The sequence below is a fragment of the Herbaspirillum sp. CF444 genome (genome assembly GCF_000282135.1).
GTDB lineage: Bacteria > Pseudomonadota > Gammaproteobacteria > Burkholderiales > Burkholderiaceae_D > Herbaspirillum.
Window position 1 is genome coordinate 1 of sequence record NZ_AKJW01000069.1, and the last position, 24,950, is coordinate 24,950.

A 24,950-nucleotide genomic window follows, 5' to 3' on the forward strand; every position below is an offset into this window, starting at 1 on the left:
GGGTGCGCCTGCCGCTGCAGCATTCGGTGGCCTTCATCCCGGCGGAGCAGCGCGAACAGGCTGAGAAGGTATTGCGCAACGAACGCAACTACGAATTGAAGCCTCTGCAACTGACGGACTTCCAGCATCGCCCGGTACTGGGCTTGTATTGCCAGCAACACCGGCAACTGATGAAGCTCGACAAGCTGCTCAGGGAATATGGCGTCACCGTCTACGAAGCCGACATCCGTCCGCCCGAACGCTACCTGATGGAGCGCTTCATCACGGCGCCGGTGCAGTTCAGCGGAGAGGTGAACGCTCACGGCCTGCTGACCGACATCCAGCTCAAACCCGCGCCCGACTATCGCCCGCGCCTGAAACTGGTCTCGCTGGATATTGAAACCACCATGCACGGCGATCTTTATTCGATCGCGCTGGAAGGCTGCGGACAGCGGCAGGTCTACATGCTCGGTCCGCCGAACGGCGACGCGTCCGGCATCGATTTCGACATGGAGTATTGCGACAGCCGCCAGCTGATGCTGGAAAGGCTCAACCAATGGATGGCGCGGCATGACCCCGACGCCATCATCGGCTGGAACGTGGTGCAGTTCGACCTGCGCGTGTTGCAGGAGCATGCCGAACGCTTCAAGACGCCGCTGCGCTTCGGCCGCGACGGCAGCGAACTGGAGTGGCGCGAGCACGGTTACAACGAGAATCACTATTTCGCGTCGGCGGCGGGCCGCCTGATCATCGACGGCATTGAGTCCTTGCGCGCGGCGACCTGGAGTTTTCCGTCCTTCAGCCTGGAGTCGGTGGCGCAGACCTTGCTGGGCGAGGGCAAGGAGATCACCAACGCCTATCAGCGCATGGATGAAATCGACCGCCGCTTTGCCGAAGACAAGCCGGCGCTGGCGACTTACAACCTCAAGGATTGCGAACTGGTCACGCGCATCTTCGCCAAGACCCAGCTGCTGGACTTCATGCTGGAGCGCGCCTCGGTGACCGGTTTGCCGGCCGATCGCACCGGCGGCTCGGTGGCGGCGTTCAGCCATCTGTACATGCCGCACATGCATCGCATGGGCTTCGTCGCGCCCAACCTGGGCGATACGCCGCCGGAGTCGAGTCCGGGCGGCTTCGTTATGGATTCGCAGGCGGGCTTGTACGATTCGGTGCTGGTGCTCGACTACAAGAGCCTGTATCCGTCCATCATCCGCACCTTCCTGATCGATCCGGTCGGCCTGGTGGAGGGGCTGGCGCATCCAGGTGATGCCGAGTCGGTGCCGGGATTTCGCGGCGCGCGCTTTTCTCGCACCAAACACAGCCTGCCAGCCATCGTCGCCAAAATCTGGCAAGGCCGCGAAGTCGCCAAACGTCGGCAGAACAAGCCCTTGTCGCAGGCGCTGAAAATCATCATGAATTCGCTGTATGGCGTGCTCGGGGCGACCATCTGCCGTTTTTTCGACGCGCGGCTGGCGTCGTCGATCACCATGCGCGGCCACGAGATCATGCATCGCACGCGCGAACTGATCGAGGCGCAGGGCTATCAGGTGATCTACGGCGATACCGATTCCACCTTCGTGTGGCTGAAGTCGGCGCATGGCGAACAAGAGGCCGACGCCATCGGCAACGCGCTGGCCAAGCACGTCAACGACTGGTGGCGCACCCATCTGCGAGAGCAGTACGGACTGGAGAGTGCGCTCGAGCTGGAGTATGAAACGCATTACCGCCGCTTCCTCATGCCCAACGTGCGCGGCACCGAGTTCGGCAGCAAGAAGCGCTACGCCGGCATGATCGTCAAGCCGGACGGCAGCGAGGAAATGGTCTACAAAGGGCTGGAAACCGTACGCACCGACTGGACGCCGCTGGCGCAGCAATTCCAGCAAGAGCTGTATCGCCGCATCTTCCGGCGCGAGCCTTACCAGGCCTACGTGCGCGACTACGTGGCCAGCACGCTGCGCGGCGAGCGCGACGACGCGCTGGTGTATCGCAAGCGCCTGCGGCGACCGCTGGATGCGTACGAACGCAACGTGCCGCCGCATGTGCGCGCGGCGCGCATGGCCGACGAGTTCAACCGCGAGCAGGGCCGCCCGCTGCAATACCAGAACCGCGGCTGGATCAGCTACGTCATGACCACCGCCGGACCGGAACCGCTGGAAACGCGCCGTTCTGCGATCGACTACGACCACTACGTCACGCGCCAGCTGCAACCGGTGGCGGACGCCATCCTGCCGTTCATGCAGGATGATTTTGCGGCGCTGGTGACGGGGCAGAAAGAGTTGTTCTGAACTGTCGCCAGCGCGGCGTGCCTGGTGCGCCGCGCCGGCGCCGGACTCAGTCGGCGACGCGGATCACCACCTTGCCGAATTGCTTGCCTGATTCCAGATACTGATAGGCTTGCGGCGCTTCATCGAAGCTGAAGACGGTGTCGATGACCGGGTGCAGTTTGGTCGCTGAGACGAACTGATTCAGTTCTTCCAGCATGACGCGGCTGCCGACAAAGATACCGTGGAGCCGTTTCGCGCCGCCGATGACTGCCAGCGGATCGATGACCGTGCCGCCGAATCCGCTGACGCCGCCGATCACCGACACGACGCCACCCATGCGCGTGGCTTGCAGGGACCGGGCCAGCGTACCTTCACCGCCGACCTCCACCGTCAGATCGACGCCGCGGCCGCCGGTGAGGCGCAAGACTTCTTCCTGCCACTCCGGCGTCCTGATGTAATTGATGGTGGCGTCGGCGCCCAGTGCGCGGGCGCGTTCAAGCTTGTCGTCGCTGGAGGAGGTGATGATGGCGCGCATGCCGGCTGCTTTCGCCACCTGGAGGGAAAACACCGACATGCCGCCGGTGCCCAGCAACAGCACTGTCGCGCCGGGCAGCAAACCGCCGTCCGAGAACAAGGTATTCCATGTTGTCGTGCCGACGCAGGATAGCGTTGCCGCCTCCGTGTACGACAAGTGTGCAGGAATGGTCACCAGGGACTCTTCCGGCGCGACGAAGTATTCGGCCAGCGTGCCGTCAATGGCGGTGCCGAAAGAGAGGGCGGTCTTTTCCGGATCGGGCGTGCCGTCGATCCATTTGGGGAAATAGCTGTGCGTGACACGATCGCCGGTCTTGAAGCGCGTGACGTTGGCGCCGACCGCAACGACTTCGCCTGCGCCATCGCCGAGCGCGACCAGAGGACGCTCGGCTTTGCTGAGGTAGTTGCCGCGCGCAAACATCAGGTCGCGGTAATTGAGCGACGCGGCGTGGGTCTTGATCAGTACTTCATTGGCTCGCGGTGTCGGCGTGGCGATCTGTACGGCAGTCAGGCCGGAGATACCGGCGCCCAGACGCATTTGGTAGGTTTTCATCGTGACTTCCAATCAGTAAGAAATAAAAATAGTCCGGTGCAAGGTTTTCACCGAACGGCTACGATATAAGAGAATTATCAGCACCATTGGGTAATATTCTGATCAACATTGAATCTGATTTGGAACCAATATGAACGAGCGGCTGGATGGCATTTCTGTATTCGTTGATGTGGCCGAAGCAGGCAGTTTCGCGCTGGCGGCACAGCGTTTGGGCGTCACCCGCTCTGCGGTCGGCAAGATCGTCGCCCGCCTTGAGCAGCGCCTGGGAGTGCGACTTTTTTCCCGCACCACGCGGCGGCACAACCTGACGGAAGACGGTCAGATCTATTACGAGCGTTGCCTGCGCGCGTTGGCAGAGCTGGAGGCCGCCGAAGAGGCGTTTGAGGGCGGCAAGCGAGAGCCTTCCGGACGCTTGCGCATCAGCGTGCCGGTGCTGTTCGGCCGGCGTTGCATCGCGCCGGTGATCTTGCGCCTGATGCAAACCTATCCGGCCTTGCAAATCGACATGTCGTTCAACGACCGTGTCGCCGATCTGGTCGAAGAGGGCTACGACCTCGCGGTGCGTATCGGCACCTTGCCCGACACCAGCAAACTGGTTGCGCGCAAGCTTGGCGTGCAGCGTATGGGCATCTGCGCTGCGCCTGATTATCTGGCGCAACACGGTATCCCGGAACACATGGAAGATTTTGCCCGGCACCAGGGCATCGCCTACAGCAACGCGGGTCGCACTGCGCCATGGCAATTGCAGGCCGCCGACGGCCAGGTGCAGGACGTCAACATTCATTGCCGGCTGCTGCTGGACGACTTGCAGGCCATCACCGATGCGGCTGTCGCTGGCGCCGGACTGGCGTGGCTGCCATGCTGGATGATCTGGCACGAGCTGCATAGCGAACGTCTGTCGCTGGTGATGGGAGCGGATCAACTGGTCGCGAACGACATCCACGTCGTGTGGCCGCACGCGCGTCATCTGCCGTCAAAGGTGCGCGTCGCCATCGATGCGCTGGTTGCCGAAGTGCCGCAAGTGCTTGGCCAGGATGACGGCTTTGCATTGCATCCGCAGCCAGTATTGATGTCGACGCCGGCCGGTCCGCACCCGCAGCCTCGGCGCCTTGTGCAGGCAGGTTGAGCATGGCGTGCAAACTCAGCAAGATCGGTCAGGCTGCTTGCGCCGCACGTCGATAATCTCTCAATCACAAGGGAGAACCATTGATGAATGAAGCGCAGAGCGATGCAACGAATGACTTTCAGCCTGACCGTTACTACGGCCGGTTCCGTAAAGTGATCGACTATATCGACGAGCATCTCGACGGCGACCTGTCGGTGGAGCGGCTCAGCATCGTGGCGTCGTTCTCCAAATTTCATTTTCACCGTCAGTTCACCGGATTGTTCGGCGTCGGCGTGTATCGCTACGTGCAGTTGCGGCGTATGCGGCGCGCGTCGTATCAGTTGGCGTTTCGGGACGATCAGGTGGTCGACATCGCGCTGGCCAACGGTTACGACACGCCGGAATCGTTTGCCCGTGCGTTTCGAAGAGAGATCGGTCAATCGCCGTCCGGCTTTCGCGCGCAGCCGCAATGGGATCCTTGGCATGCCATCTATCAACCATTGAGAGAAAGCCGGATCCGCGCCATGAAAAATACTTACCGTATTGAAGACGTCAGGATGGTCGATTTCAACGAGACGCGTGTCGCAGCGCTTGAACATCGCGGGGATCCGCGCACGATCGGGGAGTCCGTGCGCCGCTTCATCGACTGGCGCAAGCAACAGCGCCTGCCGCCTGCGGTGAGCGCCACGTTCAATATTTTGTACGACAACCCGGCTGACGTTGATCCGCAGGATTTTCGTCTGGATATTTGTGCCGCCACCACGCAAGCCATCCGGGAGAACATGGTGGGCATCGTTGAGAAGACGATTCCCGCAGGGCGTTGCGCAGTGCTGCGTGTGAAGGGGCAGGAAGAAATGCTGGAACAGGCGGCACGCTTTTTGTACCTGGAGTGGCTGCCGCAAAGCGGGGAGGCGCCGCGCGACTTTCCGTTGTTTGTGCAAAGGGTGTGCTTTTTCCCGGATGTGCCGGAGGGAGAGGCAATTCTCGATGTTTTCCTGCCGATTGGGTGACCAGCTGATTGCGCTGGCCGGGGATGACATCTTGCTGCGGGTTTAGGTTCGTATAATCCGCAGTTCGTTCTGCGCACCGTCTGACCTTATCAGGCGGAAAACCATTCATTGCCGCGTTGCTCGAATTCCTGCCTGGCGGTTTGAACGAATTTCTCTTCTTCTGCCCGCCAATGCATGCGCTCCACGGCAATACGGTGCGGCTCCACGTGCAGGACATTGAACGAATTGGTTTCGCCGCGGTTGCGGGTCGACGTGGCAGTGCCGGCCTGCACCACCAGCGCGGAATAGCCGGCGATGTCGTAGCGGCCGGCGCTGCTGCCTGCGGAACTCGTGTGGACATGCCCGGCGAGCAGCACGTCGGCGCCGCAGATGGCGAACGCGCGCATGGCCGGCAAGGCCTTGCCGACCAGATCGTGATGCTGCGGTCCGGGCGGCAGGTCGAAGGGGTGGTGGGTGACGATGATCTTCACGACGTGGTCGCCGACGGCGGCCAGCTCGCGCCGCGCCAGTTCGATCTGGCGGTCGTTGACGCGGCCGTCCTTGATGGTCAGCGAGCGCGCGGTGTTGATGCCGATCACGGCGATCTCTTCATCGATGAAAATCGGCTGCAGCTGCGGCGTGATGTAGCGGCGGTATTTCGTCAGCGGCCGGAAGAAGCGCGCCATCACGTTGAACAGCGGCACGTCGTGGTTGCCCGGCACGACGATTTGCGGTTGCGGCAGGGCATCGAGAAACTGGCGGGCTTCCCTGAATTGTTCCGACTTTGCCCGTTGCGTCAGGTCGCCGGACACCACGATCAGGTCGGGTGCGATCGCGTGTATTTGCGCAATGATAGGCGCGATCAGCGCCTCGTCGATGCGGCCGAAATGCAGGTCGGAGAGATGGACGATGGTGCGCATGCTCAGGCCTCCCCGGCGAGGCTGGTGTCCGCAGGCACCATCACCCGCAGCGATGCCGGACGAATGCGATAGCGCAGCGGCGTCTGCATGATGTTGACTTCGCCGTCGGTGGCGACGCGCAGGCGTTTGGCGCGGCGGTGGTGGGTTTCGATCTCGATTTCGGTGGTGCCGAGGATGTCGAAGTCGCGCGCCTCTTTCAGTGTGCCGAACAGCGCGTGCAGCGCCAGCCGCAGCAAACCCAGCCTGCCGGTGCGATGGCAGACGTACAGGCTCAATTTGCCGTCCGTCAGGCTCTTGCGCGTGCCGATGTTGAGGCCGTTCATCAGGTATTCGTTGTTGCCGATGAAGACGAAGGGCGTGCGCCGGCGATGTTCGACGTCGTCGATGCGCAAGCGCACGTCAAGGAAAGGATAGCGCCGCAAGGCTTCCATGGCCGCCCGGCAGAAGGCCAGCCACTTGCCGCGGCCGAGCCGGCTTTGCTGTTTTTCGCGGTCGCGCACAATGTCCGGATAGAGACCCAGGCTGGAGTTGTTGATGAACAGGGTGCCGTTGACTTCAGCGGTATCGATCGTCAGCGCCCGGCCTTGGGCAACGGTACGGATGGCGTCTTCCAGCACCAGCGGGATCTGCAGATCCTTGGCGAAGTGATTGAGCGTGCCCAGCGGCAGCACGCCGAAGAGGGACTTGCTGCCGGCGACCATCGATGCGACCGCGTTGACGCTGCCGTCGCCGCCGCCGGCGACGATGATTTCCGTCCCTTGCCGTACGGCGTTCCCGGCCGCACTGATGAGCTGGGCGCCGTCTTCGGCCAGGGTAACGTGTGCTTGTATATCGTAATGCCGGAAACCGTCGATGACGCGCTGCGCGAGTTCCTGTGCGTGGCCGCCGCCGGCGTGGACGTTGATGATGACGGCAATGCTGCGGGACGATTCGGGCTTTACTGTCATGGGCGATTTGGAATGGTCAAATCAGTTGGAAGGCATTCGTGCCAATTGGTGCCGCCGTATTGTAAAAATAATCGTTGTCCAGAATGCAAACCATCCCCATCCCTCCAGCATGGCGGCGATCACGTCGCTGAAAAAATGCGCGCCCAGGTAGATGCGGCTCAGTCCCGTCAGCGCGGTCAGCGCAACGGCTGCCGCAACGATGGTCAAGCGTCGTTGCGCACCAGCCGGCTGTATCGTCAGCCACGCGGCAAGCACACTGTAGAACAGCGCCGCCCCGATCGTATGGCCACTGGGGAAACTGTAGCTGTGCAAGATCAGGATAGGTTGCTCGAATTGCGGGCGCATGCGCTGGAAGACGTATTTCAATCCATAGTTGAACAGCATGCCGCCCGGCACCGACACGATGAGCGTCAGCAGCCAGGCCCAGGCCTTGTCGCGCATCAGCCGCAGTGCGAGCAGGGCGCTCATGGCAAGAATCCCGATGGTGCCGTGCAGATGCGTGAAAGCCAGCATGGCAGTCGTCAGGCTGCTTGAGGCGCGGACGTGAAACCAGTCGGCGATCCGTTGATCGAGATCCGGCAGGGCGCCGGGACGCAGTGCATGCAAAGCGACCAGCGCAAACAGGGCCGTCGTGCAGAGCACGGCCAGGATACCGGTGGTCAGCGGCAAGCCGAGGTAATGATCGCGGGCCAGCCGGGCGCGCAGGAAGGATGGTTTGCCGGTGTCTTGATTCGCCATGCGTTTGCGTTGGTTCAGCAGGCCGGCGTGCCCAGCGCAATCGAGCGCAGCGCAGGCAAGTCCAGCAACTCCAGGTCGCGATGATTGACGTCGACGATGCCGTTCTTCTTGAGCCCGGACAGCAGGCGGCTGACGCTCTCGACCGCCAGGCCGAGGTAGTTGCCGATTTCTTCGCGCGTCATGCGCAGCTGGAAGCGCGTCGCCGAGTAACCGCGCGTCACGTAGCGCGACGACAGATTGACCAGGAAGGCGGCGAGCTTTTGTTGCGCGCTCATGTTGTTGAGCGCCAGCATGACGCCTTGCTCGCGCGAGATTTCCTTGCTCATGATGCGGTGGAACTGGCGCAGCAACACCGGCATGTCCTGGAACAATCCTTCCAGCTGGCTGAACGGGATGTCGCAGACTTCGCTGTCTTCCAGCGCCACGGCTTCGCATTGATGGCGGCCGGTGCCGATGGCGTCCATGCCGAGCAATTCGCCCGCCATCTGGAAACCGGTGATTTGCTGGCTGCCGTTGCTGTTCATCTGGTAGGTCTTGAAGTGGCCCAGGCGGATGGCGTACAGCGTGTTGAAGGTGTCGCCCATGCGGTACAGGCTCTGGTCGCGCTTGACGCGGCGACGGCGGCCGATGATCTGATCGAGGCGAAGCATGTCGGCTTCATCCAGGCCCATGGGCAGGCACAGCTGATGCATGCTGCATGCAGCGCAACCGGCCTGGAGCGCCTGCACGGTCAGCACCGGCGCGGTATTGGTGGAACTGGACATACTGTTTTTTGCTCCCGGCAACAATTTTCTTGCTTATTATCTTGCTTATTAATTACGCAATATCCGTAACAGTTTACTTGATTAACTTGAGTACTTCCCGGAATAAGGGATGGCGGCTGTCGCGCATCCATTCGAAAGCCACCATCTCCAGCGTCACCAGGTGCGCGCCGGCCTGCGCCAGGCGCGTGAATGCGGCGTCGCGGTCAGAGGTCTTGCGCGATCCCGTGGCGTCCGTCACCACCCAGACGCGATAGCCGTTCTGCAATAGCGTCATGGCGGTCTGGAGCATGCAGACGTGCGCTTCGCAGCCGCTGATGACCACCTCCTTGCAGGCCGACAGAAAAGCCGCCGGCAAACCGTCGACGCAGGCGTCGAAGTGCGTCTTGACCAGCGTGCGGTCGCACAGGCGCTTGATGTCGGGATGGTTCTCACCCAGCTTGTCGGGCGTTTGTTCGGTGGCAATCACCGGCAGGCCGAGCAGGCTGGCGATGGTTGCCAGGCGGATGTTCTGGGCCAGCACGGCGGCGCCGTCGTGGATGGCCGGCATCAGCTTTTCCTGCACGTCGATGATCAGCAGGGCGGATTCGTTGGCGTTCATCAGCATAAACACTCCTTGAGCGGTTTTGTACGCGTGTCAGGCCGGACGCGTTGGCAGGAATTGAAAGTTTTGTGTCATTGACGACATGCCGCATGGATTCGACAATTTATCCGTTGCCGACGTTCAGAGCGTGCAGCCGAATTCAGCATAAGGACATCATGCCAACTCCCCATCAAGCAAAGAATGATAGCCGGCCTTTCTTACCCGAGGCTGATGAAACGGGTAGCGTCAAAGCAGGGTATCGCAACGCCCGTATCCTGGCCATATGCCAGGGGCTGTTCACCTGCGCCATCTCGATCGACCTGACCCTGACCGCGCTGACCGGCTATCAGCTGGCGCCCGACAAATCGCTGGCGACCTTGCCGTTCGCGCTGATCACCGTGGCCGGTGCGGTGGTCACATGGTTCGCGGCTTTCCTGATCCAGCGGTTGGGGCGGCGGCTCAGTTTTGCGCTGGGCGCGCTGGCGGGAGCCATCGGCGGCGCGATTTCGGTGTGGTCGGTGTTCCACGGGCATTTCTGGAGTTTTTGCGTCGGCACGGCGGGCGTCGGCGTGTTCCAGGCGTTTGCCCAGTATTACCGGCTGGCGGCGGCCGACGCCGTCGGGCCGGAACTGAAAAGCAAGGCGATTTCCACCGTACTCACCGGCGGCGTCATCGCCGCGGTGCTGGGCCCGGCGCTGGCGGCGTGGAGCAAGGATCTGTTTCCGACTGCCTTGTTTTCCGGCGCGTATCTGATGGTGGCCTTGCTCAGCCTGTTGTCGATGGTCGTGCTGCTGGCGTTCTACCGCGACGTGGAAAATACCGGTGCCGCCATCGACACCGCAGTATCCACCCCGCAAGAGCCGCCACGTTCAACCGGCGAGATCGCGCGCCAGCCGGTCTTCATCGCAGCACTGGCCAACAACGTCGTCGGCTCGATGGTGATGATGTTCATCATGACCGCGGCGCCGCTGGCGGCGGTGGCTTGCCATCACGGCATCAACGATGGCGCCAACATCATCCAGTGGCATCTGGTCGGCATGTACGCGCCGTCTTTCTTCGCCGGTCACCTGATCAAACGTTTCGGGCTGGGGGCGATCGTGCTCTGCGGCGTATTGCTGAATCTTGCCTGCGCGGTGATCGCCATGGCGTCGACCGGCCTGCCGGCGTTCTACCTTGCCTTGCTGTGCCTGGGTGTCGGCTGGAACTTCATGTTCGTCGGCGGCACCACCTTGCTGGCGCAATCCTATCGTCCCAACGAGCGGGCCAGGGCGCAGGGACTGTCGGAATTTTTGCGCTATGCTGCTACCGCACTGGCGACGCTGGCCGCAGGACCGCTGCTGGAACACTACGGCTGGTCGGCGCTCAATATCGCGATCCTGCCCTTGCTGGCGATCTGCGCGATCCTCAGCATGCGCTGGATGGCGGCAAGCTCGGCAAGAGCAGCGACGGCCTGATCACGCCTCATTTACTTCGGAAATACGGAAACCCCATGAAGCACGGCAAGACCCTGCGTATCGTATTGCTGGCCTATCCAGGCATGAACCTGATCGACCTGAGCGGCCCGCTGCAAACTTTCGTCACGGCCGGCCGCACGGCCTCGTCGGCTGGCGTGAGCGAGCCGCGTCCGCTGTATGAAGTGCATGTCTTGTCTTCCCAAGGCGGGCCGCTGCTGACGGGCGCCGGCCTGACCGTGATGACGGAACCGCTGGAAGCCTTCGAGGGCCAGTCCATGGACACGCTGATTGCGCCCGGCGGCAGCGTCGGCGAGACGTTTCAGGCCGATCCGGCATTGGTCGCATGGATAGTCCGTCATGCCGGGAAGGCACGCCGGGTGTGCTCGGTCTGCACCGGCGCCTTCTTGCTCGCCGCCGCCGGATTGCTCAAGGGCAAGCGCGTGACCACGCACTGGGATTGGGCCTTGCGGCTGCAGCAGCAATATCCCGACATCGAAGTCGACCCCGAGCCGATCTTCATCCGCGCAGGCGACGTCTGGACGTCGGCCGGCGTCACGGCAGGCATCGATCTGGCGCTGGCATTGGTGGACGAAGATTACGGCCACAAGGTCGCCATCGCGACGGCGCGGCAACTGGTGATGTTCATCAAGCGGCCGGGCGGGCAGTCGCAGTTCAGCGTGCCGCTGGTGTCGCAGTCATCCGAAAACGCGCGCTTCGCCGAACTGCACGCCTGGATCGCCTCCAACCTGAAAAACGACCTGCGCGTGGAAAATTTGGCCAGCCGCGTCAACATGAGTCCGCGCACCTTCGCCCGCACCTACGTCGCCGAGCAAGGCCGCACGCCCGCCAAGACCGTCGAAGCCATGCGCCTGGAAGCCGCCTGCCGCGCGCTGGAAGAAACCGACCTGCCGCTCAAGAGCATTGCCACCGAGACCGGTCACGGCGAAGAGCAGAACCTGCGACGCGTGTTCCAGCGCCAGCTCGGCGTGAGTCCGGCGCAGTATCGGAGCCGGTTTTCGGCGCATTGAGCAGCCCTGACGATGCATGCTGTCGTCGTTCTGACGAGAGTCAGGATCCACCATCGTCGTAGCCACGGTAGTCACGACACTGGGGCCCGGCGTGCGCTGGGACGACGCTGGAAAGCCATGACAGATCTGGACTGAACATGCCTCACTCGGTAACGCTGATCCCATCCAGCGTCTTCAACGCCGCCAGCGCATCCAGCCACCACGACAAGGCCGGTCCCGCGCGATAGTCGGGCCGGTAGACGCACTGGATCGGCAGCGCCATGCCTTCCGGCGCATGCTGCGAGGTCTGGATCCTGACCAGCTTGCCGTTTTGCAGGTCGTCTTTCACCACATGCTGTGGCATGTATCCCCAACCCATTGCCGCGCGCAGCAGCGCGTGTTTGGTTCCGAGGTCGCTCATGCGCCAGGACAGGCGCGAGTGCACGGCGAAGTCCTGGCGCGCCGTCAGTTCGCTGCGGTCGCTGAGCACCAGCTGGGTTTGTTGCGCCAGCAGCCTGTCCGGAATCCTCCCCTTGACCGCCGCCAGCGGATGCTGGGGCGAGACGACGCCGACCACCGTCACGCTGGGCAAGGTTACGCGCAGCAGATTGGGCGGCGTGGTCGGCAGGGTGCCGAGGATGCCGAGCATGGAGCGGCCGTCGAGCACGCGTTCTGCGACCGCGCCCAAGGCTTCGATTTCCAGCCGCACCGTCACCGCCGGAAAGGCGTCGCGAAAGCGCCGCAGCAGTTCCACCAGGCAGTCGGTGGGGAAGAACACATCCACCGCCAGCGCCACCTCCAGTTCCTGTCCCTGAGAGAACGCATTGGCGCGTACTTGCAGCGAATCCACCTGATCCAGTACCTGGCGCGCGTCGCGCAGCAAGGCTTCGCCGGCGTCGGTCAGTTGGGGGCGGTAGCCGCTGCGGTCGAACAGAGGGACGTTGAGCTGGCTTTCCAGCGTGCCGATGGCGTAGCTGACCGCCGATTGTGCGCGGGCGAGGATGCGCGACGCAGCCAGAAAGCTGCCGCTGTCGGCCACCTGGACGAATACGCGCAACTGGTCGAGGGAGAAGCGTTCTATGTTCATGACGGCAACACTATCTATTTATTAGATATTGATTATAGAAAAATAATCAATTTCATGTCGCGCTTATTCGCATTATTCTGACCCTGCTTTCTGATTCATCCGAGTTTCAGGGTTTTTCAGCGTTACCAACCAAACATTCGTGCTTTATCCAAAACAACTTTTTAAGGAACTTCATCATGACTATTTCCAAATCCGCTTTTACCTTCGGCCGCATTTTGCTGGCTTCGCTGTTCGTGATTTCCGGCATTTTCAAGATCATCGGCTTTTCCGGCACGGTCGGTTTCATGGCAAGCCTCGGCCTGCCGGTGCCGACACTGGCCGTCATCGTGACGATCTTCGTCGAAGTCGGCGCCGGTCTGGCGCTGATGAGCGGCAGCCGCCTGGCGCGTCCGGCCGCGTTGCTGATCGCCATCTTCACCGTTGGCGCCACCTTGGCTGCTCACCGTTTCTGGGCTGTCGATCCGGCCGCGATGCAAGGCCAGTTGACCAACTTCCTGAAGAACCTGTCGATCATCGGCGCTCTGCTGGTTTTCTGGTCGGTCAAGCCAACCGAGTAAGCGAGCCGGATAAGCGAGCCGGATCGTTTCGCATAGTTGACATTTGAAGTATCAGGCCACTGCAGCCGATCCCGGCAGCAGTAGCCGCAAGTAGCCATAACAGGAGAAACACCATGAGCACCACTTTTACCCGCCAGCTGGAACGGCTGGTCAACGGCATCCCGACCCAGGATGGCGCCGGTGTCAGCCTTACCCGCGTGCTGACCCATGACTTGCAACGCCGCCTGGATCCTTTCCTGATGCTGGATGCTTTCCACTCGGACAAGCCGGACGACTATCTGGCCGGTTTTCCCGACCATCCGCATCGCGGCTTCGAAACCGTGACCTACATGCTGCAAGGGCGCATGCGCCACCGCGACAACGCCGGCAACGAAGGTCTGCTGGAACCGGGCGGCATGCAATGGATGACCGCCGGCCGCGGGCTGGTGCATTCGGAACTGCCGGAACAGGAAGACGGCCTCATGAGCGGCTTTCAGCTGTGGGTGAACCTGGCAGGGCGCGACAAGATGACTACCCCGGCATACAGCGACATTCCGTCGGCCGGCATCCCGGAAGTCTCGCCGCAGGATGGCGTACACGTCCGCGTGCTGGCCGGCGAAGCCTTCGGCACCAAGGGCGCGGTGGAACGTCCGACCACGGCGCCGCTGTATCTCGACCTGCATCTGCAGGCCGACAAACAGATAGCCTTGCCGATTCCGGCGACGCATAATGCCTTTCTGTATGTGTACGAGGGCGAGTTGCAGATTGGCGAAGACAAGCGCGTGGCAGCCGCAGGCCGCATGGCGATCCTGAGCAATACGCCGGGAGCCGAGGGCGTCGAAGTCCATGCCGGCAAGGACAGCCGTTTTCTGCTGATCTCGGGACAGCCGTTGAATGAGCCGATTGCGCAGTGGGGACCGTTTGTCATGAATACGCGGGAAGAAGTCGAGCAGGCTATCGACGATTTCCGCGCCGGACGTTTTTAATTATTTCTGAAAAGGACCGCCATGAGCAGCATTCGTCATCTGATCCACGGCCTGGTGCGCGACATTGGTTTCCCGGTGCGCCGCCTGTTGCCCGCGGCTGCCGTCCGCACCGTCGGTCCCTTCGTGTTCTTCGATCACATGGGACCGGTGGAATTCGACAGCGACACCACCGAAGGCGACGTCCGGCCGCATCCGCATATCGGCCTGGCGACGGTGACCTATCTGTTTTCCGGCGCGATGATGCATCGCGACAGCCTCGGCGTCGTGCAGCGCATTACGCCGGGCGCCGTCAACTGGATGGCGGCGGGGCGCGGCATCGTGCATTCGGAGCGTGTTCCCGAAGATATCCGCAACGACAAGGTGCCGGTGCACGGGCTGCAGATGTGGGTGGCCTTGCCCAAGGATGAGGAGCAGGGCGAGGCCAGCTTCCATCACTATCCGGAAACCGACATGCCGCGCATCGAACTGGACGGCGCCAGCCTGCATCTGCTGGCCGGCAAGGCCTACGGCCAGCAGTCGCCGGTCAGGACGTCCAGTCCGACGCTGTATCTGTCGGGGCGCATCAAGGCCGGCGCGACGCTGAGCCTGCCGGCCGATTACAGCGAGCGCGCCGTCTATGTCGTGACGGGAGCCGCTTCGCTCGACGGCGAAGCGCTGGAAGCGGGCGTGCTGGCGGTGCTGGAGCCGGGCGGCGAAGTCAAGCTGACGGCGCAGAGCGATGCGCTGTTCATGCTGCTGGGCGGCGAGCCCATCGACGGCCCGCGCTTCGTCTGGTGGAATTTCGTGGCCAGCAGCAAGGAGCTGATCGAGAGCGCCAAGCTGTCCTGGCGGGCGCAGGATCGGTCCGTCTTCCCGGCCATTCCCGGCGAAGTCGAATGGATACCGTTGCCGGAAAAATAACGGCGCGTGATGTCACCTGTCACCGGCGTAAAAAAGGCCCGATGAGGACATCGGGCCTTTTTTGTTGTCGCCGGCGATTTCTATTCGGCGGCTTGCTTGCCGCGAATGATCCAGACCGGCAAGGGGCATTGGTGCATGACTTTTTCCGCCACGCTTCCCAGCACCATCTTGCGGAAACCTTTCTGGCCGTGCGAGCCGATGACGACCAGCTCGGCGCTGCTTTCCCTGGCGGCGCGCAGGATGGTGGCGGGAATGTCGCCCGGCGCGACCGGGCTTTCGATGATGCGCGTGTTGCCGGGCAGGCCGGCGGCTTCCACGCGTTTTCTGGCGTCGTCGAGGATGTTTTGTCCGGCGCTCACGAAGTCATGGTGCAGGCCGGCAGGCGGCTGGTAGCCGGTGTCGTAGAGGATGTAGCTGTTGTCGACGACGTGGATGATTTCGATTGTGCTGCCGAGCGCCTTGGCCAGTTTGATGGCTTCGTCCAGCGCCTGGTTGGCGGTGGCGCTGCCGTCGACGGGGACGAGGATTCTTGCGTACATGCCGTGTCCTTTTGTCTGAAGCTCAGGTGGTCAGATCATGCCCAGGATGCGGCCGAGTTCGGCGACATAGGGACTGTCCTTGAGGATCGCTCCTTCAACGGAGTCCATCAGATTCATCGCGGAATTCTGGGTCTTGCCGATGTGCTCGCGCAAGACGCCGGCCTCGACCTCGGGCGAATCCAGATGGCTCTTCAATACGGCGAAATCGTTCTTCAGGGTTCTCGTTTCGGGACTGTCGACGGCAATGTTTTGCAGTTCCTGTTCCAGCTCGGCAAGAATCTGTTTCAGCCGTACGTGGTGGGTGTCGTCTTGACGCAGGATGGGATCGGACATATCGGCTCCAGCGGTTATTGAGATGGGGGACGTGCATCGCAGGATCTGCGCATGCTTTTGTTTTCAGTGCAGTTGCTTTCACTGCAGTTGCTTTCAATATAACACCTTCATCATAAGAGAAGTTTCGATCTCGTGCAGGGAGTCGCTCAGGCATTTTGTTACACTGCGCCATGTCAAACGATTACGAAAGCAGCAGCATGAGCGATTACCCCCTTATAAGCTGGACTGAAGCAGGGGAAATTCGTTCCGCCCGCTGGCGTTCCGAAGCCGGCAATCCACCCCCAAAAACCGTCGTTGTGGCGGACGACCGCATTCCGGCCGACGTCGCCTACAAGCTGGTCTGCGAAGGCACCGGCCTGCTCTGGCGCGGCGATTATCAAAATGCCCGGCAATTGCTGCAAGCCCTGGCCAGACGCATCGACAAGAAATCGGAGCGCAAGAGCGGCAAGGCGGCCGATAAAGCGGCGGCGGACAGAGCTGCCGGTAAAAAAACGATCAAATCAGTTGCACAACCGGCAATCTCCACGATCTCCACGATCTCCATCACGCAGGCATTCCATCAGCATCGTCAGGCGCAGGCGCAGCGCGCCCGTATTCTCGGCATGCTGCTGCTGCCGCTGGAAGCCGATTACAGCGTTCCCTTGCGGCGGGCGCCCGACCTGGTCCAGGCGTGTACGGAAGTGTATGGCCCCGGGGAGCAAGCCAGCGTCGTGTCGATGCGCGAAGTGCTGGGCCTGGTGGGCGCGCATGAATGGCGTAAGAAGGGCGTGCCGATTCCCGCACTGGGCGGCAGCATCCATCCGTACTATGGCGTGTTCTCGCCGGTGCGCGGCGAATATGTCGACCTGATCGCGCAAGCGGTGTTGCCGACCGTCGATCTGGCCTTCGACATCGGCACCGGTACCGGGGTGCTGGCGGCGCTGCTGGCCAAGCGTGGCGTCAAACGCATCGTCGCGACCGATCAGAGCGAACGCGCGCTCGACTGCGCCGCCGAAAACCTGAAGCGCCTGGGCGTGAACAAGCAGGTCGAGCTGATGCGCGCCGATCTGTTTCCTGCCGGACGCGCGCCGCTGGTGGTGTGCAATCCGCCCTGGGTGCCGGCCAAGCCGAGTTCGGCGATCGAGGCGGCAGTTTACGATCCCGACAGCCGCATGTTGCGCGGCTTTATCGAGGGCTTGCCGGAACATCTGACGCCGGGCGGCGAAGGCTGGCTGATCATGTCCGATTTCGCCGAACATCTGGGCTTGCGGGCACGCGGCGACATCCAGGCCATGATCGACAAGGCGGGTTTGCAGGTGGTCGGCAAGACCGACATCAAGCCGCGCCATCCGCGCGCCAGCGATGCGGAAGATCCCTTGTCTGCCGCGCGCATGAAGGAAGTGACGTCGCTGTGGAAGTTGAAGGTGAAGAAAGTCTAGGCAACTGACGCTATGCAAAAGGACCGTTTATGAAATCATTTCTTTCGCCCGTCTTTTCATCTTTCGGTGCAGTCGCCTTGCTGGCGATGCTCGGGGCCGGCACGGCGTCGGCCCAGTTGATCGAGCGCCATCCTTTCGGTTATCCGCCGCCGGCGCCTGACAAGCCGGTGGTCACCACCAGCGCCAATACCTGCAAATGCGAAGTCGCCGACACCAGCGGCAGCGCCTGCATGATCTACCTGCGCACCAATGCCGCCGACTGGCTCGCCCAGAACGCGCCGCAGACGCGCTTGCGCTCGTCGAATGACGGTCGCTACTACGACACGCCGTTCGCGCTGGCGGCCAGTGCCTGCGCCGGGCGCAAGGTCAATGCGTCGACCGTGAAGGTGCACTGGCTGGACAAGAAAAACGCCATCCTTGAATGGAAGTGATACATTAAGTATCCATCTCAAGTTATTGATTTTATTAATTTTATTTTCAAATAAAAGCCGGGGCTGGCATCGTCACGCCGCAGACGGTGCTGCCGCCGGAAAACTCAGCACCACCATGAAACTGCCCGCGCCGCTGTAGCCGAAGCGCAGCACGCCGCCGTGGGTGCGCATGACTTCTTCCACGATCGACAGGCCGAGACTGGCCCCGACGCGTTCGCCGCTGCGCGGGGCGAAGGGTTTGCGGATGCGTTCCCAGTCGTTTTCGGGGATGCCGGGGCCGTCGTCGATGACGCGCAGTTCGAACTGGTTTTCCACCGGTTCCAGCTGCACGTGCAGGAAACTCGCGGCGCCGTATTGCAGCGCATTGCCGAGCACGTTCTTGATCGCTTCCCTCAGGCTGATGGCGTCGCCCATGATCAGGCAAGGCTGCTCGGGCGCTTCCATCGCGAGGTCGAGCTGGCGTTCCTGATGCGACAGCATGTCGGCCATTTCGCGGCGCACCAGTTCGCCGAGGTCGATTTTCTCGAAAGCGGCGGTGTCGCTGCGGTGTTGCACCATGGCGTGATTGATCAGTTGATTGACCAGCGCGCCGAGGTGGCGGGTGCGCTCGCGCAGGCGGTCGAGATGATGGCGGCGGCCTTCATCGTCATGTTGTGCAGAGAGCAATTCCATCTGCGAAACCAGGGCCGTCACCGGCGTGCGCAACTGATGCGCGGCGTCGCCGATGACGCGCCGCATGGTGGCGCGATGCACTGCCAGCCGTTGCATGAAGGCGTTGATCGAACTCACCAGGGCATGGGTTTCCACCGGCACCGTGATCGACAGCGGCGACAAGTCGTTGAGATCGCGCTCGCGGATGGCGGCTTCGATTTTCTTCAGCGGCGACAAGGCCTGGTACAGCGTGAACATCGCCGCCACCAGCGTCAGCACGCCCATCGCCAGGATCACCAGCAGCGCGCGCGTGCCGACGCTCTTGGCAAAGGACAGGCGGGCGTTGTTGGTCTGCGCCAGCACGATGACCGCCCAGGGATGCTCGCCGGCGACCGGCATGCGGCGGCCGACAATGGCCATGCGCACCGGCGTGTCGAGATAGGCGCCGTCTTGCAGCAGCGGGCCGTCCTTCAGTCTTTTCCAGGGGATCTCGGGTTTGAAGTCGGGATCGCCGGCAATCGTGCGGCCCTCCGGATCGACTACGACGTAGAACACCTGATCGCCCGCCGTCAGCATGGAGAAGGCCGCCAACGGCACGTCGACGTTGACGGCGCCGTTCTGGTACCAGGTGTTTTCCGCAATCTGCAGCGCGCTGCCGGTGAGGATGCGATCGTAGGCTTCATTGGCGGCGAGCTGGGTCGAGATCCAGATGGCGATCAGCAGGGCCACGGAACTGATCGACAGCACCAGCCCGACGCGCATGACCAGGCGCGTGTAGAGTGAACGTCCGGCGACGATCATGCGGACCTCAGTGCGCCGCCGCTGCCGGGGACTGCGCACCGGCCGGCAGCAGCACCAGCTGGTAGCCGAGGCCGCGCAGGGTGCGGATTTCGAAACCGGCGCCGGCCAGCTTCTTGCGCAGGCGGCCGATGTACTGCTCGACCGTATTGGCGTTGGGCGTGTCGTCGACGCTGAACAGGCGGTCGATCAGCTCGTCCTTGCCGAAGATGCGTCCCGGCCGCGCGGCGATGATTTCCAGCAGCGTCACTTCGCGCCGCGTCAGCTCCAGCGGCATGCCGTCGAGCGAAGCCGTGCGGCTTTTGCGATCGATGGTGAGGTTGGCGCAACTCAGCAGGTTGGTCGCTTCGCCGCCGCTGCGGCGCAGCAGCACGCGGATGCGCGCATCCAGTTCGCGGAAATCGAAGGGTTTGATCAGGTAGTCGTCGGCGCCGAGGTCGAGTGCGCGCACGCGTTCTTCGATTTCGGCGCAGGCGGTCAGCATCAGCACCGGCGTGGTCAGGCCTTTTTCACGCACGCGCGTGAGCAGCGAAAAGCCGTCCTGCTGCGGCAGCATCACATCGAGGATCAGCAAGTCGTAGGGATCGGTAACCAGTCTGGCGGCTTCGTTGCCTTTGCTTTGCCAGTCGACCGTGTGACCGATGCGCGACAAGTGGGCGATGATCGCTTCGGCGACGTCGGCCGTGTCTTCGACCAGGAGGATGCGCATGATGGTTCCATGGTGGGGTGTCTCGATTTATTGATGCCGACATATCCGAAAAATATAGCAAGCAGCATTCAGCGGTATGTCAGTTTCATTACAGCTTCCGAGATTAGCATCCTTCACAGAATTAATAAAAGTACCTTAAGGAGATTTTGTGAAAAACGATCTTGCGGCAGCGCCGCAGTCTTCCTCCACGCCTGTGGATCCGTCCGTGCCTCTGCTGGAAATCGAGAACGTCACCCTGCAATACAAGACTTCCGACTCGCTCGTTACTGCAACGCAGCAAGTCAGCTTCAACGTGCATCCGTCGGATCGCTACATTTTGCTGGGCCCATCCGGCTGCGGCAAATCGACGCTGCTCAAGGCCATCGGCGGCTATCTGCAGCCGACCGGCGGCAAGATCCGCCTCAAGGGCAAGGAAGTCAGCCAGCCCGGTCCCGATCGCATGATGGTGTTCCAGGAGTTCGACCAGTTGTTGCCGTGGAAGACCGTGCGCCAGAACGTCGAGTTCGCGCTGCACGCCAGCGGTCGCCTGCAAGGCAAGGAAGCCTCGGATCGCGCCGCCTATTACATCGAAAAAGTCGGCCTCGCCAAATTCATCGACAGCTATCCGCACACCTTGTCGGGCGGCATGAAGCAGCGCGTCTCGATTGCGCGCGGCATGGCGATGGAGCCGGACGTGCTGCTGATGGACGAACCCTTCGCCGCTCTTGACGCGCTCACGCGCCGCAAGATGCAGGACGAGTTGCTGCGCCTGTGGGACGACACCAATTTCACGGTGCTGTTCGTCACGCACTCGATTGAAGAAGCGATCCGCATCGGCACCCGCATCCTGCTGCTGTCGCCGCATCCGGGCCAGGTCAGGGCGGAGCTCAACAGCATCCCGCCGGAAGAAATGGGCACCGCCAGCCAGGCCCAACTGGAGCAGCGCATCAACGACATGCTGTTCGCGCATTAATAAATAAAGAGACATGCCATGAGCAAAAACAACACACTTTTCGTGCGTCCGGAAATCATCGTCGAACCGAACCGCAACGCCGTCGCCGAAGTCCAGCGCCCGTTGTCGGCCTTCGAAGCCATCTACCGCATCAGCTGGATCCGCAAGACCGCCATCCTGCTGGTGCTGGCGCTGATCTGGGAGGTCTACGGCCGCTGGCTCGACAACTCGCTGCTGTTCCCCAGCTTCAGCGAAACCTTGCATGCCTTCATGAGCGGCATCAGCAGCGGCGTCCTGCTTCAACGCGCCGCCGTCTCGCTGGAGACCTTGCTGATCGGCTATGGCCTCGGCATCCTGCTGGCAGGTTTGCTGACCACGCTGGCGATCAGCTCGCGCATCGGCAACGATTTCCTGGAAACGCTGACCTCCATGTTCAACCCGCTGCCGGCGATCGCCTTGCTGCCGTTGGCGCTGATCTGGTTCGGCCTCGGCACCGGCAGCATTATCTTCGTGCTGGTGCATTCGGTCTTGTGGGCGGTGGCGCTGAACACGCACGCCGGTTTCCGCTCGGTGTCGAATACCTTGCGCATGGTGGGGCAGAACTACGGCCTGAAACGTTTTTCGCTGGTGCGCTCGGTCCTGATCCCGGCCGCTTTCCCCAGCATCCTGACCGGCCTCAAGATCGGCTGGGCGTTTGCCTGGCGCACGCTGATCGCCGCCGAACTGGTGTTCGGCGTGTCGTCCGGCACCGGCGGCCTCGGCTGGTACATCTTTGAGAATCGTAATCAGCTGGAAACGGCAAATGTGTTCTCGGGCCTGTTCTTTGTGATCATGATCGGCCTGTTTGTCGAAAATCTTATCTTTGCCCAAATCGAAAAGCGGACTATCCGCCGCTGGGGCATGCAACATTAAACCTGTCTGTGATCCTACTGCGAAGCCATGATCCGGCGTCGGGCGGTGCTCGGAATCCTCATGTACTAAAGTACACTCCGGTTCCTCTGCTCCGTCCGCCACCGGCTGATGGCTTCTCGCTACGGATCACAAACAGGTTCGGCTAAATAAATTAGAACCTTTCAAAGGAGACCAAATGAAACGCAGACATTTTTCAAAGATAGTGATGGCCGCAACGCTCGGCCTGTCCATGCTGGCCGCGAGTGTTCCGGCCCGCGCCGAAGCGCCGGTGGTGCGCCTGTCGCACGGCTACGGCCTGCTGTATCTGCCGCTGATGGTGATCCGCGACCAGGGCCTGATCGAAAAGCACGCCAAGGCGCTCGGCCTGGGCGACGTCAAGACCAACTGGGTGCTGCTGGACGGCGGCAACGTCATCAACGACGCCATGCTGTCGGGCAACCTGGACATCGCCGGCACCGGCGCGCCGGGCTTCATCACCTTGTGGTCGAAGGCGCACGGCATTCCGCGTTCGGAAGTCATCGGTCTCGGCGCACTGAGCACTTCGCCGTTGTGGCTCAACACCAATAACCCGAACGTCAAGTCGCTGAAGGATTTCACCGCCAAGGACAAGATCGCGATTCCGGGCATCAAGACCTCGCTGTCGGCCGTGCTGCTGCAAATGGCCGCCGCCAAGACTTTCGGCATCGAGAACTACGCCAAGCTCGACCCGTTGACCGTCAGCCTGAGTCATCCGGAAGCGCTGGGTTCGCTGTTGTCCGGCAAGACCGAGATCACCGCGCACTTCACTTCGCCGCCGTTCTCGTACCAGGAAGTCAAGGATCCGAAGATCAAGCGCGTGCTGAATTCTTCCGACGTGCTGGGCCACATCACGATCGACGTCGTGTTCGCGCTCAAGCAGTTCACCGACAAGAATCCCAAGCTGACGCAAGCCTTCATGGAAGCCCAGGAAGAAGCCAACGCCTACATTGCCAAGAACCGCAAGGGCGCGGCGGAGACTTTCCTGCGCGTGTCGAAGATGAAGCTGACCCAGGATGAAGTCGAGAAGATGCTGGCCGATCCGGACACGCAATTCACGACCACGCCGGAAGACATCATGCAATACGTGGTGTTCATGGACAAGGCGGGCACCATCAAGACCAAGCCTGCCGTGTGGTCGGATTTGTTCGTGCCGGCGTTCAAGACGAGAAAAGGTAGTTAAACCGAAATTCCGGTTTCAGAATGTCGGATGGAAAACGGGGAGTGCACAGTGTGCCTCCCCGTTTTTTTTGCGGTCGCGTTGAAAATACTTGCCGTTTCTGCTTTCCCGTCGTCCTGACGAAAGTCAGGACCCAGTGTCGTTAAAGCGGCCGATACGACACTGGGTCCCAGCGTTCGCTGGGACGACGGTGAGCTTATTCGGTTATTCGCCGTGCTTGCCGGAAAACAAGCCTCAGCCGTAATACGGAAACTGCTCCGACTGATCCATGAAGGCATGGTAGTGCACCACCACGCCGACATCGCGCAGGCTCAGCACGGCGTAGGCGGGCGGTTCCAATCACTCCTAGAGCATCTCGTTTCTTGATGAAGGCAATTTACAAAAATATTTTTTTGAATTTTCCAAATCGCGTCGACTATTAAGCCGCATAAAAGATACTTCTTGGTAGGTTTTATTTTACTGTAAAAATATTTAATGAACTTAGTTAAAAGCCTATAGTCGTCCGCGATCAAGTTAGCTAAGATAGCGCGCTGCAGCATGAAGAACATCTCATGGCTGGTGGTAAAAATAAATACGACACAAAATAATTCCGGGGGAATCCTTTGCGCAATCCATTGAAACGTGGTGCATGGCTGTTTGTCGCCTGTGTATTACCAACGCTTGTCATATCTCCTTTCGCGCAAGCCCAAGTCACTACGCCGGGGCAGTTTCAGGTGAGTGAAAGTGGTGCCGCAACCTATACGATTCCAATTCAGGTTGCCCCCGGTGTCGGTGGCATGGAGCCCAAGCTTTCACTGAGCTATTCCAGCCAGGCGGGCAACGGTTTGCTGGGCGCGGGATGGAGTCTGGGCGGCTTGGGCGGCGTAGGCAGATGCCCCAGAACAATGGCGCAAGATGGTGTTCGAGGCGCGGTGAATTACGACGCTAATGACAGATATTGTCTGGATGGGCAGAGACTGATTGCCATCAGCGGGAGTGAAGGCGGAGACGGCACTGAGTATCGGACTGAACGGGAAAGCTTCGCGAAAATTGTGTCGTACGGCAGCGCCGGCAATGGTCCGTCCTGGTTCAAGGTGTGGACCAAGGCCGGCCAGGTGATGGAGTACGGCAGAACGACGGATGCCAGAATCGAGGCCGTCAAGGCCGCCGGAAGCAATGCCGCTTGGCCTGCGGGCACGGTCAGTATATGGAGCTTGAACAAGATAACGGATGTGAAGGGCAACTACATTTCCGTTACCTATACCAAGGATGCTCAAAATGGGGACTATGTCCCGCTGAGAATCGATTACACCGGAAATGTGACTTCAGGGTCTGCACCCCATAGTTCTGTACAGTTTTCTTACGAGAGCCGGCCTGACAATACGGTGTTTTATCAAGCATCGGCGCAGATGCGCAGCATGAGCCGTTTAACTAAAGTGAAATTGTTTTCCGATTCGACTCAGACGAAAGAGTATCAATTTCAATATAGTCAAAGTTCTTCCACGTTCCGTTCCTTGTTGTCTTCTGTTAAAGAGTGCACGCCGGACGGCGTTTGCCTGCCTCCCTTGACCTTCAGCTATCAGCGCGGAGCCGATGGCAGTTTTGTCGGACAGACGCCCTTCAACTTCGGGACGGACATCAATAGCTGGGATCCGATGTATTGGACGTATGGTGATTTCAACGGTGATGGCAAGCTCGACATCATCCAGCA

The 24,950-nt window shown here is 61.2% G+C and carries 25 protein-coding genes and 1 other RNA gene; 15 read left to right on the top strand and 11 right to left on the bottom strand.

Annotation, left to right across the window (positions count from 1 at the left end; all coding sequences use genetic code 11):
* The first annotated feature begins 2 nt into the window (after window positions 1-2).
* Window positions 3-2,264 carry a DNA polymerase II gene (locus PMI16_RS16310; RefSeq protein ID WP_007881474.1) on the top strand — a complete coding sequence of 754 codons (2,262 nt, stop codon included), beginning with the start codon at window positions 3-5 and terminating at the stop codon, window positions 2,262-2,264.
* Between the two features lie 46 nt (window positions 2,265-2,310).
* Here the strand turns inward: PMI16_RS16310 and PMI16_RS16315 are convergent, their stop codons facing one another.
* On the bottom strand, window positions 2,311-3,330 hold the full coding sequence (locus PMI16_RS16315; protein ID WP_007881477.1) for a zinc-dependent alcohol dehydrogenase family protein: 1,020 nt from the start codon (window positions 3,328-3,330) through the stop codon (window positions 2,311-2,313).
* Window positions 3,331-3,460: 130 nt separating this feature from the next.
* On the opposite strand from PMI16_RS16315, the gene PMI16_RS16320 reads away from it, so the two are divergent.
* Complete coding sequence (locus PMI16_RS16320; RefSeq protein ID WP_007881478.1) at window positions 3,461-4,456, top strand: LysR family transcriptional regulator; 996 nt, start codon at window positions 3,461-3,463, stop codon at window positions 4,454-4,456.
* 83 nt (window positions 4,457-4,539) lie between these two features.
* Complete coding sequence (locus PMI16_RS16325; protein WP_007881479.1) at window positions 4,540-5,445, top strand: AraC family transcriptional regulator; 906 nt, start codon at window positions 4,540-4,542, stop codon at window positions 5,443-5,445.
* 89 nt (window positions 5,446-5,534) lie between these two features.
* Here the strand turns inward: PMI16_RS16325 and PMI16_RS16330 are convergent, their stop codons facing one another.
* From PMI16_RS16330 to PMI16_RS16350, 5 genes are all read right to left on the bottom strand, one after another.
* Window positions 5,535-6,344, bottom strand: a complete 810-nt coding sequence (locus PMI16_RS16330; protein ID WP_007881480.1) for a metallophosphoesterase family protein — start codon at window positions 6,342-6,344, stop codon at window positions 5,535-5,537.
* Window positions 6,345-6,346: 2 nt separating this feature from the next.
* Window positions 6,347-7,291, bottom strand: coding sequence for a diacylglycerol/lipid kinase family protein (locus PMI16_RS25610; protein WP_007881482.1), 945 nt, complete (start codon window positions 7,289-7,291; stop codon window positions 6,347-6,349).
* Window positions 7,292-7,312: 21 nt separating this feature from the next.
* Window positions 7,313-8,029: a phosphatase PAP2 family protein gene (locus tag PMI16_RS25615; RefSeq protein WP_007881483.1), complete on the bottom strand. Its 717-nt coding sequence runs from the start codon at window positions 8,027-8,029 to the stop codon at window positions 7,313-7,315.
* Window positions 8,030-8,043: 14 nt separating this feature from the next.
* Window positions 8,044-8,793 (bottom strand): fumarate/nitrate reduction transcriptional regulator Fnr, encoded by a 750-nt coding sequence (gene fnr, locus PMI16_RS16345; protein ID WP_007881484.1) that lies wholly within the window; start codon window positions 8,791-8,793, stop codon window positions 8,044-8,046.
* A gap of 73 nt (window positions 8,794-8,866) precedes the next feature.
* Window positions 8,867-9,397 carry an isochorismatase family protein gene (locus tag PMI16_RS16350; RefSeq protein ID WP_007881485.1) on the bottom strand — a complete coding sequence of 177 codons (531 nt, stop codon included), beginning with the start codon at window positions 9,395-9,397 and terminating at the stop codon, window positions 8,867-8,869.
* A 152-nt stretch (window positions 9,398-9,549) separates the two neighbouring features.
* Here PMI16_RS16350 and PMI16_RS16355 point away from each other — a divergent pair, with 152 nt between their 5' ends.
* Window positions 9,550-10,827 (top strand): MFS transporter, encoded by a 1,278-nt coding sequence (locus PMI16_RS16355; protein ID WP_007881487.1) that lies wholly within the window; start codon window positions 9,550-9,552, stop codon window positions 10,825-10,827.
* 53 nt (window positions 10,828-10,880) lie between these two features.
* The gene (locus PMI16_RS16360; RefSeq protein WP_443134895.1) at window positions 10,881-11,855 is read left to right on the top strand and encodes a GlxA family transcriptional regulator; all 975 of its coding nucleotides are present in this window, start codon (window positions 10,881-10,883) and stop codon (window positions 11,853-11,855) included.
* 142 nt (window positions 11,856-11,997) lie between these two features.
* Here the strand turns inward: PMI16_RS16360 and PMI16_RS16365 are convergent, their stop codons facing one another.
* A complete protein-coding gene (locus PMI16_RS16365; protein WP_007881491.1) occupies window positions 11,998-12,921 on the bottom strand; it encodes a LysR family transcriptional regulator in 924 nt (307 codons plus the stop codon).
* Between the two features lie 176 nt (window positions 12,922-13,097).
* Here PMI16_RS16365 and PMI16_RS16370 point away from each other — a divergent pair, with 176 nt between their 5' ends.
* From PMI16_RS16370 to PMI16_RS16380, 3 genes are all read left to right on the top strand, one after another.
* Complete coding sequence (locus PMI16_RS16370) at window positions 13,098-13,478, top strand: DoxX family protein (RefSeq protein WP_007881493.1); 381 nt, start codon at window positions 13,098-13,100, stop codon at window positions 13,476-13,478.
* Between the two features lie 113 nt (window positions 13,479-13,591).
* On the top strand, window positions 13,592-14,443 hold the full coding sequence (locus PMI16_RS16375) for a pirin family protein (RefSeq protein ID WP_007881498.1): 852 nt from the start codon (window positions 13,592-13,594) through the stop codon (window positions 14,441-14,443).
* Between the two features lie 21 nt (window positions 14,444-14,464).
* A complete protein-coding gene (locus tag PMI16_RS16380; RefSeq protein ID WP_007881499.1) occupies window positions 14,465-15,343 on the top strand; it encodes a pirin family protein in 879 nt (292 codons plus the stop codon).
* A gap of 80 nt (window positions 15,344-15,423) precedes the next feature.
* Here the strand turns inward: PMI16_RS16380 and PMI16_RS16385 are convergent, their stop codons facing one another.
* Both PMI16_RS16385 and PMI16_RS16390 read right to left on the bottom strand, forming a co-directional pair.
* Window positions 15,424-15,882: a universal stress protein gene (locus PMI16_RS16385; RefSeq protein ID WP_007881500.1), complete on the bottom strand. Its 459-nt coding sequence runs from the start codon at window positions 15,880-15,882 to the stop codon at window positions 15,424-15,426.
* 30 nt (window positions 15,883-15,912) lie between these two features.
* A complete protein-coding gene (locus tag PMI16_RS16390) occupies window positions 15,913-16,215 on the bottom strand; it encodes a hypothetical protein (RefSeq protein WP_007881501.1) in 303 nt (100 codons plus the stop codon).
* Window positions 16,216-16,412: 197 nt separating this feature from the next.
* On the opposite strand from PMI16_RS16390, the gene PMI16_RS16395 reads away from it, so the two are divergent.
* Window positions 16,413-17,633 carry a methyltransferase gene (locus tag PMI16_RS16395; RefSeq protein ID WP_034380931.1) on the top strand — a complete coding sequence of 407 codons (1,221 nt, stop codon included), beginning with the start codon at window positions 16,413-16,415 and terminating at the stop codon, window positions 17,631-17,633.
* Between the two features lie 29 nt (window positions 17,634-17,662).
* On the top strand, window positions 17,663-18,064 hold the full coding sequence (locus tag PMI16_RS16400; RefSeq protein ID WP_007881505.1) for a hypothetical protein: 402 nt from the start codon (window positions 17,663-17,665) through the stop codon (window positions 18,062-18,064).
* 72 nt (window positions 18,065-18,136) lie between these two features.
* Here PMI16_RS16400 and PMI16_RS16405 read toward each other — a convergent pair whose 3' ends face one another.
* Both PMI16_RS16405 and PMI16_RS16410 read right to left on the bottom strand, forming a co-directional pair.
* The gene (locus PMI16_RS16405; RefSeq protein ID WP_007881506.1) at window positions 18,137-19,516 is read right to left on the bottom strand and encodes a sensor histidine kinase; all 1,380 of its coding nucleotides are present in this window, start codon (window positions 19,514-19,516) and stop codon (window positions 18,137-18,139) included.
* 7 nt (window positions 19,517-19,523) lie between these two features.
* On the bottom strand, window positions 19,524-20,222 hold the full coding sequence (locus PMI16_RS16410; RefSeq protein WP_007881513.1) for a response regulator transcription factor: 699 nt from the start codon (window positions 20,220-20,222) through the stop codon (window positions 19,524-19,526).
* A 148-nt stretch (window positions 20,223-20,370) separates the two neighbouring features.
* On the opposite strand from PMI16_RS16410, the gene PMI16_RS16415 reads away from it, so the two are divergent.
* From PMI16_RS16415 to PMI16_RS16430, 5 genes are all read left to right on the top strand, one after another.
* The gene (locus tag PMI16_RS16415; RefSeq protein ID WP_007881517.1) at window positions 20,371-21,174 is read left to right on the top strand and encodes an ABC transporter ATP-binding protein; all 804 of its coding nucleotides are present in this window, start codon (window positions 20,371-20,373) and stop codon (window positions 21,172-21,174) included.
* Window positions 21,175-21,192: 18 nt separating this feature from the next.
* A complete protein-coding gene (locus tag PMI16_RS16420; RefSeq protein ID WP_007881519.1) occupies window positions 21,193-22,065 on the top strand; it encodes an ABC transporter permease in 873 nt (290 codons plus the stop codon).
* 60 nt (window positions 22,066-22,125) lie between these two features.
* A non-coding RNA gene (locus PMI16_RS25380) (sX9 sRNA) lies at window positions 22,126-22,199 on the top strand.
* Between the two features lie 41 nt (window positions 22,200-22,240).
* Complete coding sequence (locus tag PMI16_RS16425; protein ID WP_007881521.1) at window positions 22,241-23,263, top strand: ABC transporter substrate-binding protein; 1,023 nt, start codon at window positions 22,241-22,243, stop codon at window positions 23,261-23,263.
* A 599-nt stretch (window positions 23,264-23,862) separates the two neighbouring features.
* The coding region (locus PMI16_RS16430; RefSeq protein WP_202801652.1) for a SpvB/TcaC N-terminal domain-containing protein at window positions 23,863-24,950 on the top strand (1,088 nt) is incomplete at its 3' end.

Bases quoted from the DNA above. Each gene is read 5' to 3' on its own strand.
- PMI16_RS16330 (WP_007881480.1), bottom strand. From the start codon at position 6,344: ATGCGCACCATCGTCCATCTCTCCGACCTGCATTTCGGCCGCATCGAC.
- PMI16_RS16390 (WP_007881501.1), bottom strand. From the start codon at position 16,215: ATGTCCGATCCCATCCTGCGTCAAGACGACACCCACCACGTACGGCTG.
- PMI16_RS16420 (WP_007881519.1), top strand. From the start codon at position 21,193: ATGAGCAAAAACAACACACTTTTCGTGCGTCCGGAAATCATCGTCGAA.
- PMI16_RS16395 (WP_034380931.1), top strand. From the start codon at position 16,413: ATGAGCGATTACCCCCTTATAAGCTGGACTGAAGCAGGGGAAATTCGT.
- PMI16_RS16410 (WP_007881513.1), bottom strand. From the start codon at position 20,222: ATGCGCATCCTCCTGGTCGAAGACACGGCCGACGTCGCCGAAGCGATC.
- PMI16_RS16350 (WP_007881485.1), bottom strand. From the start codon at position 9,397: ATGCTGATGAACGCCAACGAATCCGCCCTGCTGATCATCGACGTGCAG.
- PMI16_RS16380 (WP_007881499.1), top strand. From the start codon at position 14,465: ATGAGCAGCATTCGTCATCTGATCCACGGCCTGGTGCGCGACATTGGT.
- fnr (WP_007881484.1), bottom strand. From the start codon at position 8,793: ATGTCCAGTTCCACCAATACCGCGCCGGTGCTGACCGTGCAGGCGCTC.
- PMI16_RS16405 (WP_007881506.1), bottom strand. From the start codon at position 19,516: ATGATCGTCGCCGGACGTTCACTCTACACGCGCCTGGTCATGCGCGTC.
- PMI16_RS16325 (WP_007881479.1), top strand. From the start codon at position 4,540: ATGAATGAAGCGCAGAGCGATGCAACGAATGACTTTCAGCCTGACCGT.
- PMI16_RS16400 (WP_007881505.1), top strand. From the start codon at position 17,663: ATGAAATCATTTCTTTCGCCCGTCTTTTCATCTTTCGGTGCAGTCGCC.
- PMI16_RS25610 (WP_007881482.1), bottom strand. From the start codon at position 7,291: ATGACAGTAAAGCCCGAATCGTCCCGCAGCATTGCCGTCATCATCAAC.
- PMI16_RS25615 (WP_007881483.1), bottom strand. From the start codon at position 8,029: ATGGCGAATCAAGACACCGGCAAACCATCCTTCCTGCGCGCCCGGCTG.
- PMI16_RS16425 (WP_007881521.1), top strand. From the start codon at position 22,241: ATGAAACGCAGACATTTTTCAAAGATAGTGATGGCCGCAACGCTCGGC.
- PMI16_RS16365 (WP_007881491.1), bottom strand. From the start codon at position 12,921: ATGAACATAGAACGCTTCTCCCTCGACCAGTTGCGCGTATTCGTCCAG.
- PMI16_RS16385 (WP_007881500.1), bottom strand. From the start codon at position 15,882: ATGTACGCAAGAATCCTCGTCCCCGTCGACGGCAGCGCCACCGCCAAC.
- PMI16_RS16375 (WP_007881498.1), top strand. From the start codon at position 13,592: ATGAGCACCACTTTTACCCGCCAGCTGGAACGGCTGGTCAACGGCATC.
- PMI16_RS16315 (WP_007881477.1), bottom strand. From the start codon at position 3,330: ATGAAAACCTACCAAATGCGTCTGGGCGCCGGTATCTCCGGCCTGACT.
- PMI16_RS16320 (WP_007881478.1), top strand. From the start codon at position 3,461: ATGAACGAGCGGCTGGATGGCATTTCTGTATTCGTTGATGTGGCCGAA.
- PMI16_RS16355 (WP_007881487.1), top strand. From the start codon at position 9,550: ATGCCAACTCCCCATCAAGCAAAGAATGATAGCCGGCCTTTCTTACCC.
- PMI16_RS16370 (WP_007881493.1), top strand. From the start codon at position 13,098: ATGACTATTTCCAAATCCGCTTTTACCTTCGGCCGCATTTTGCTGGCT.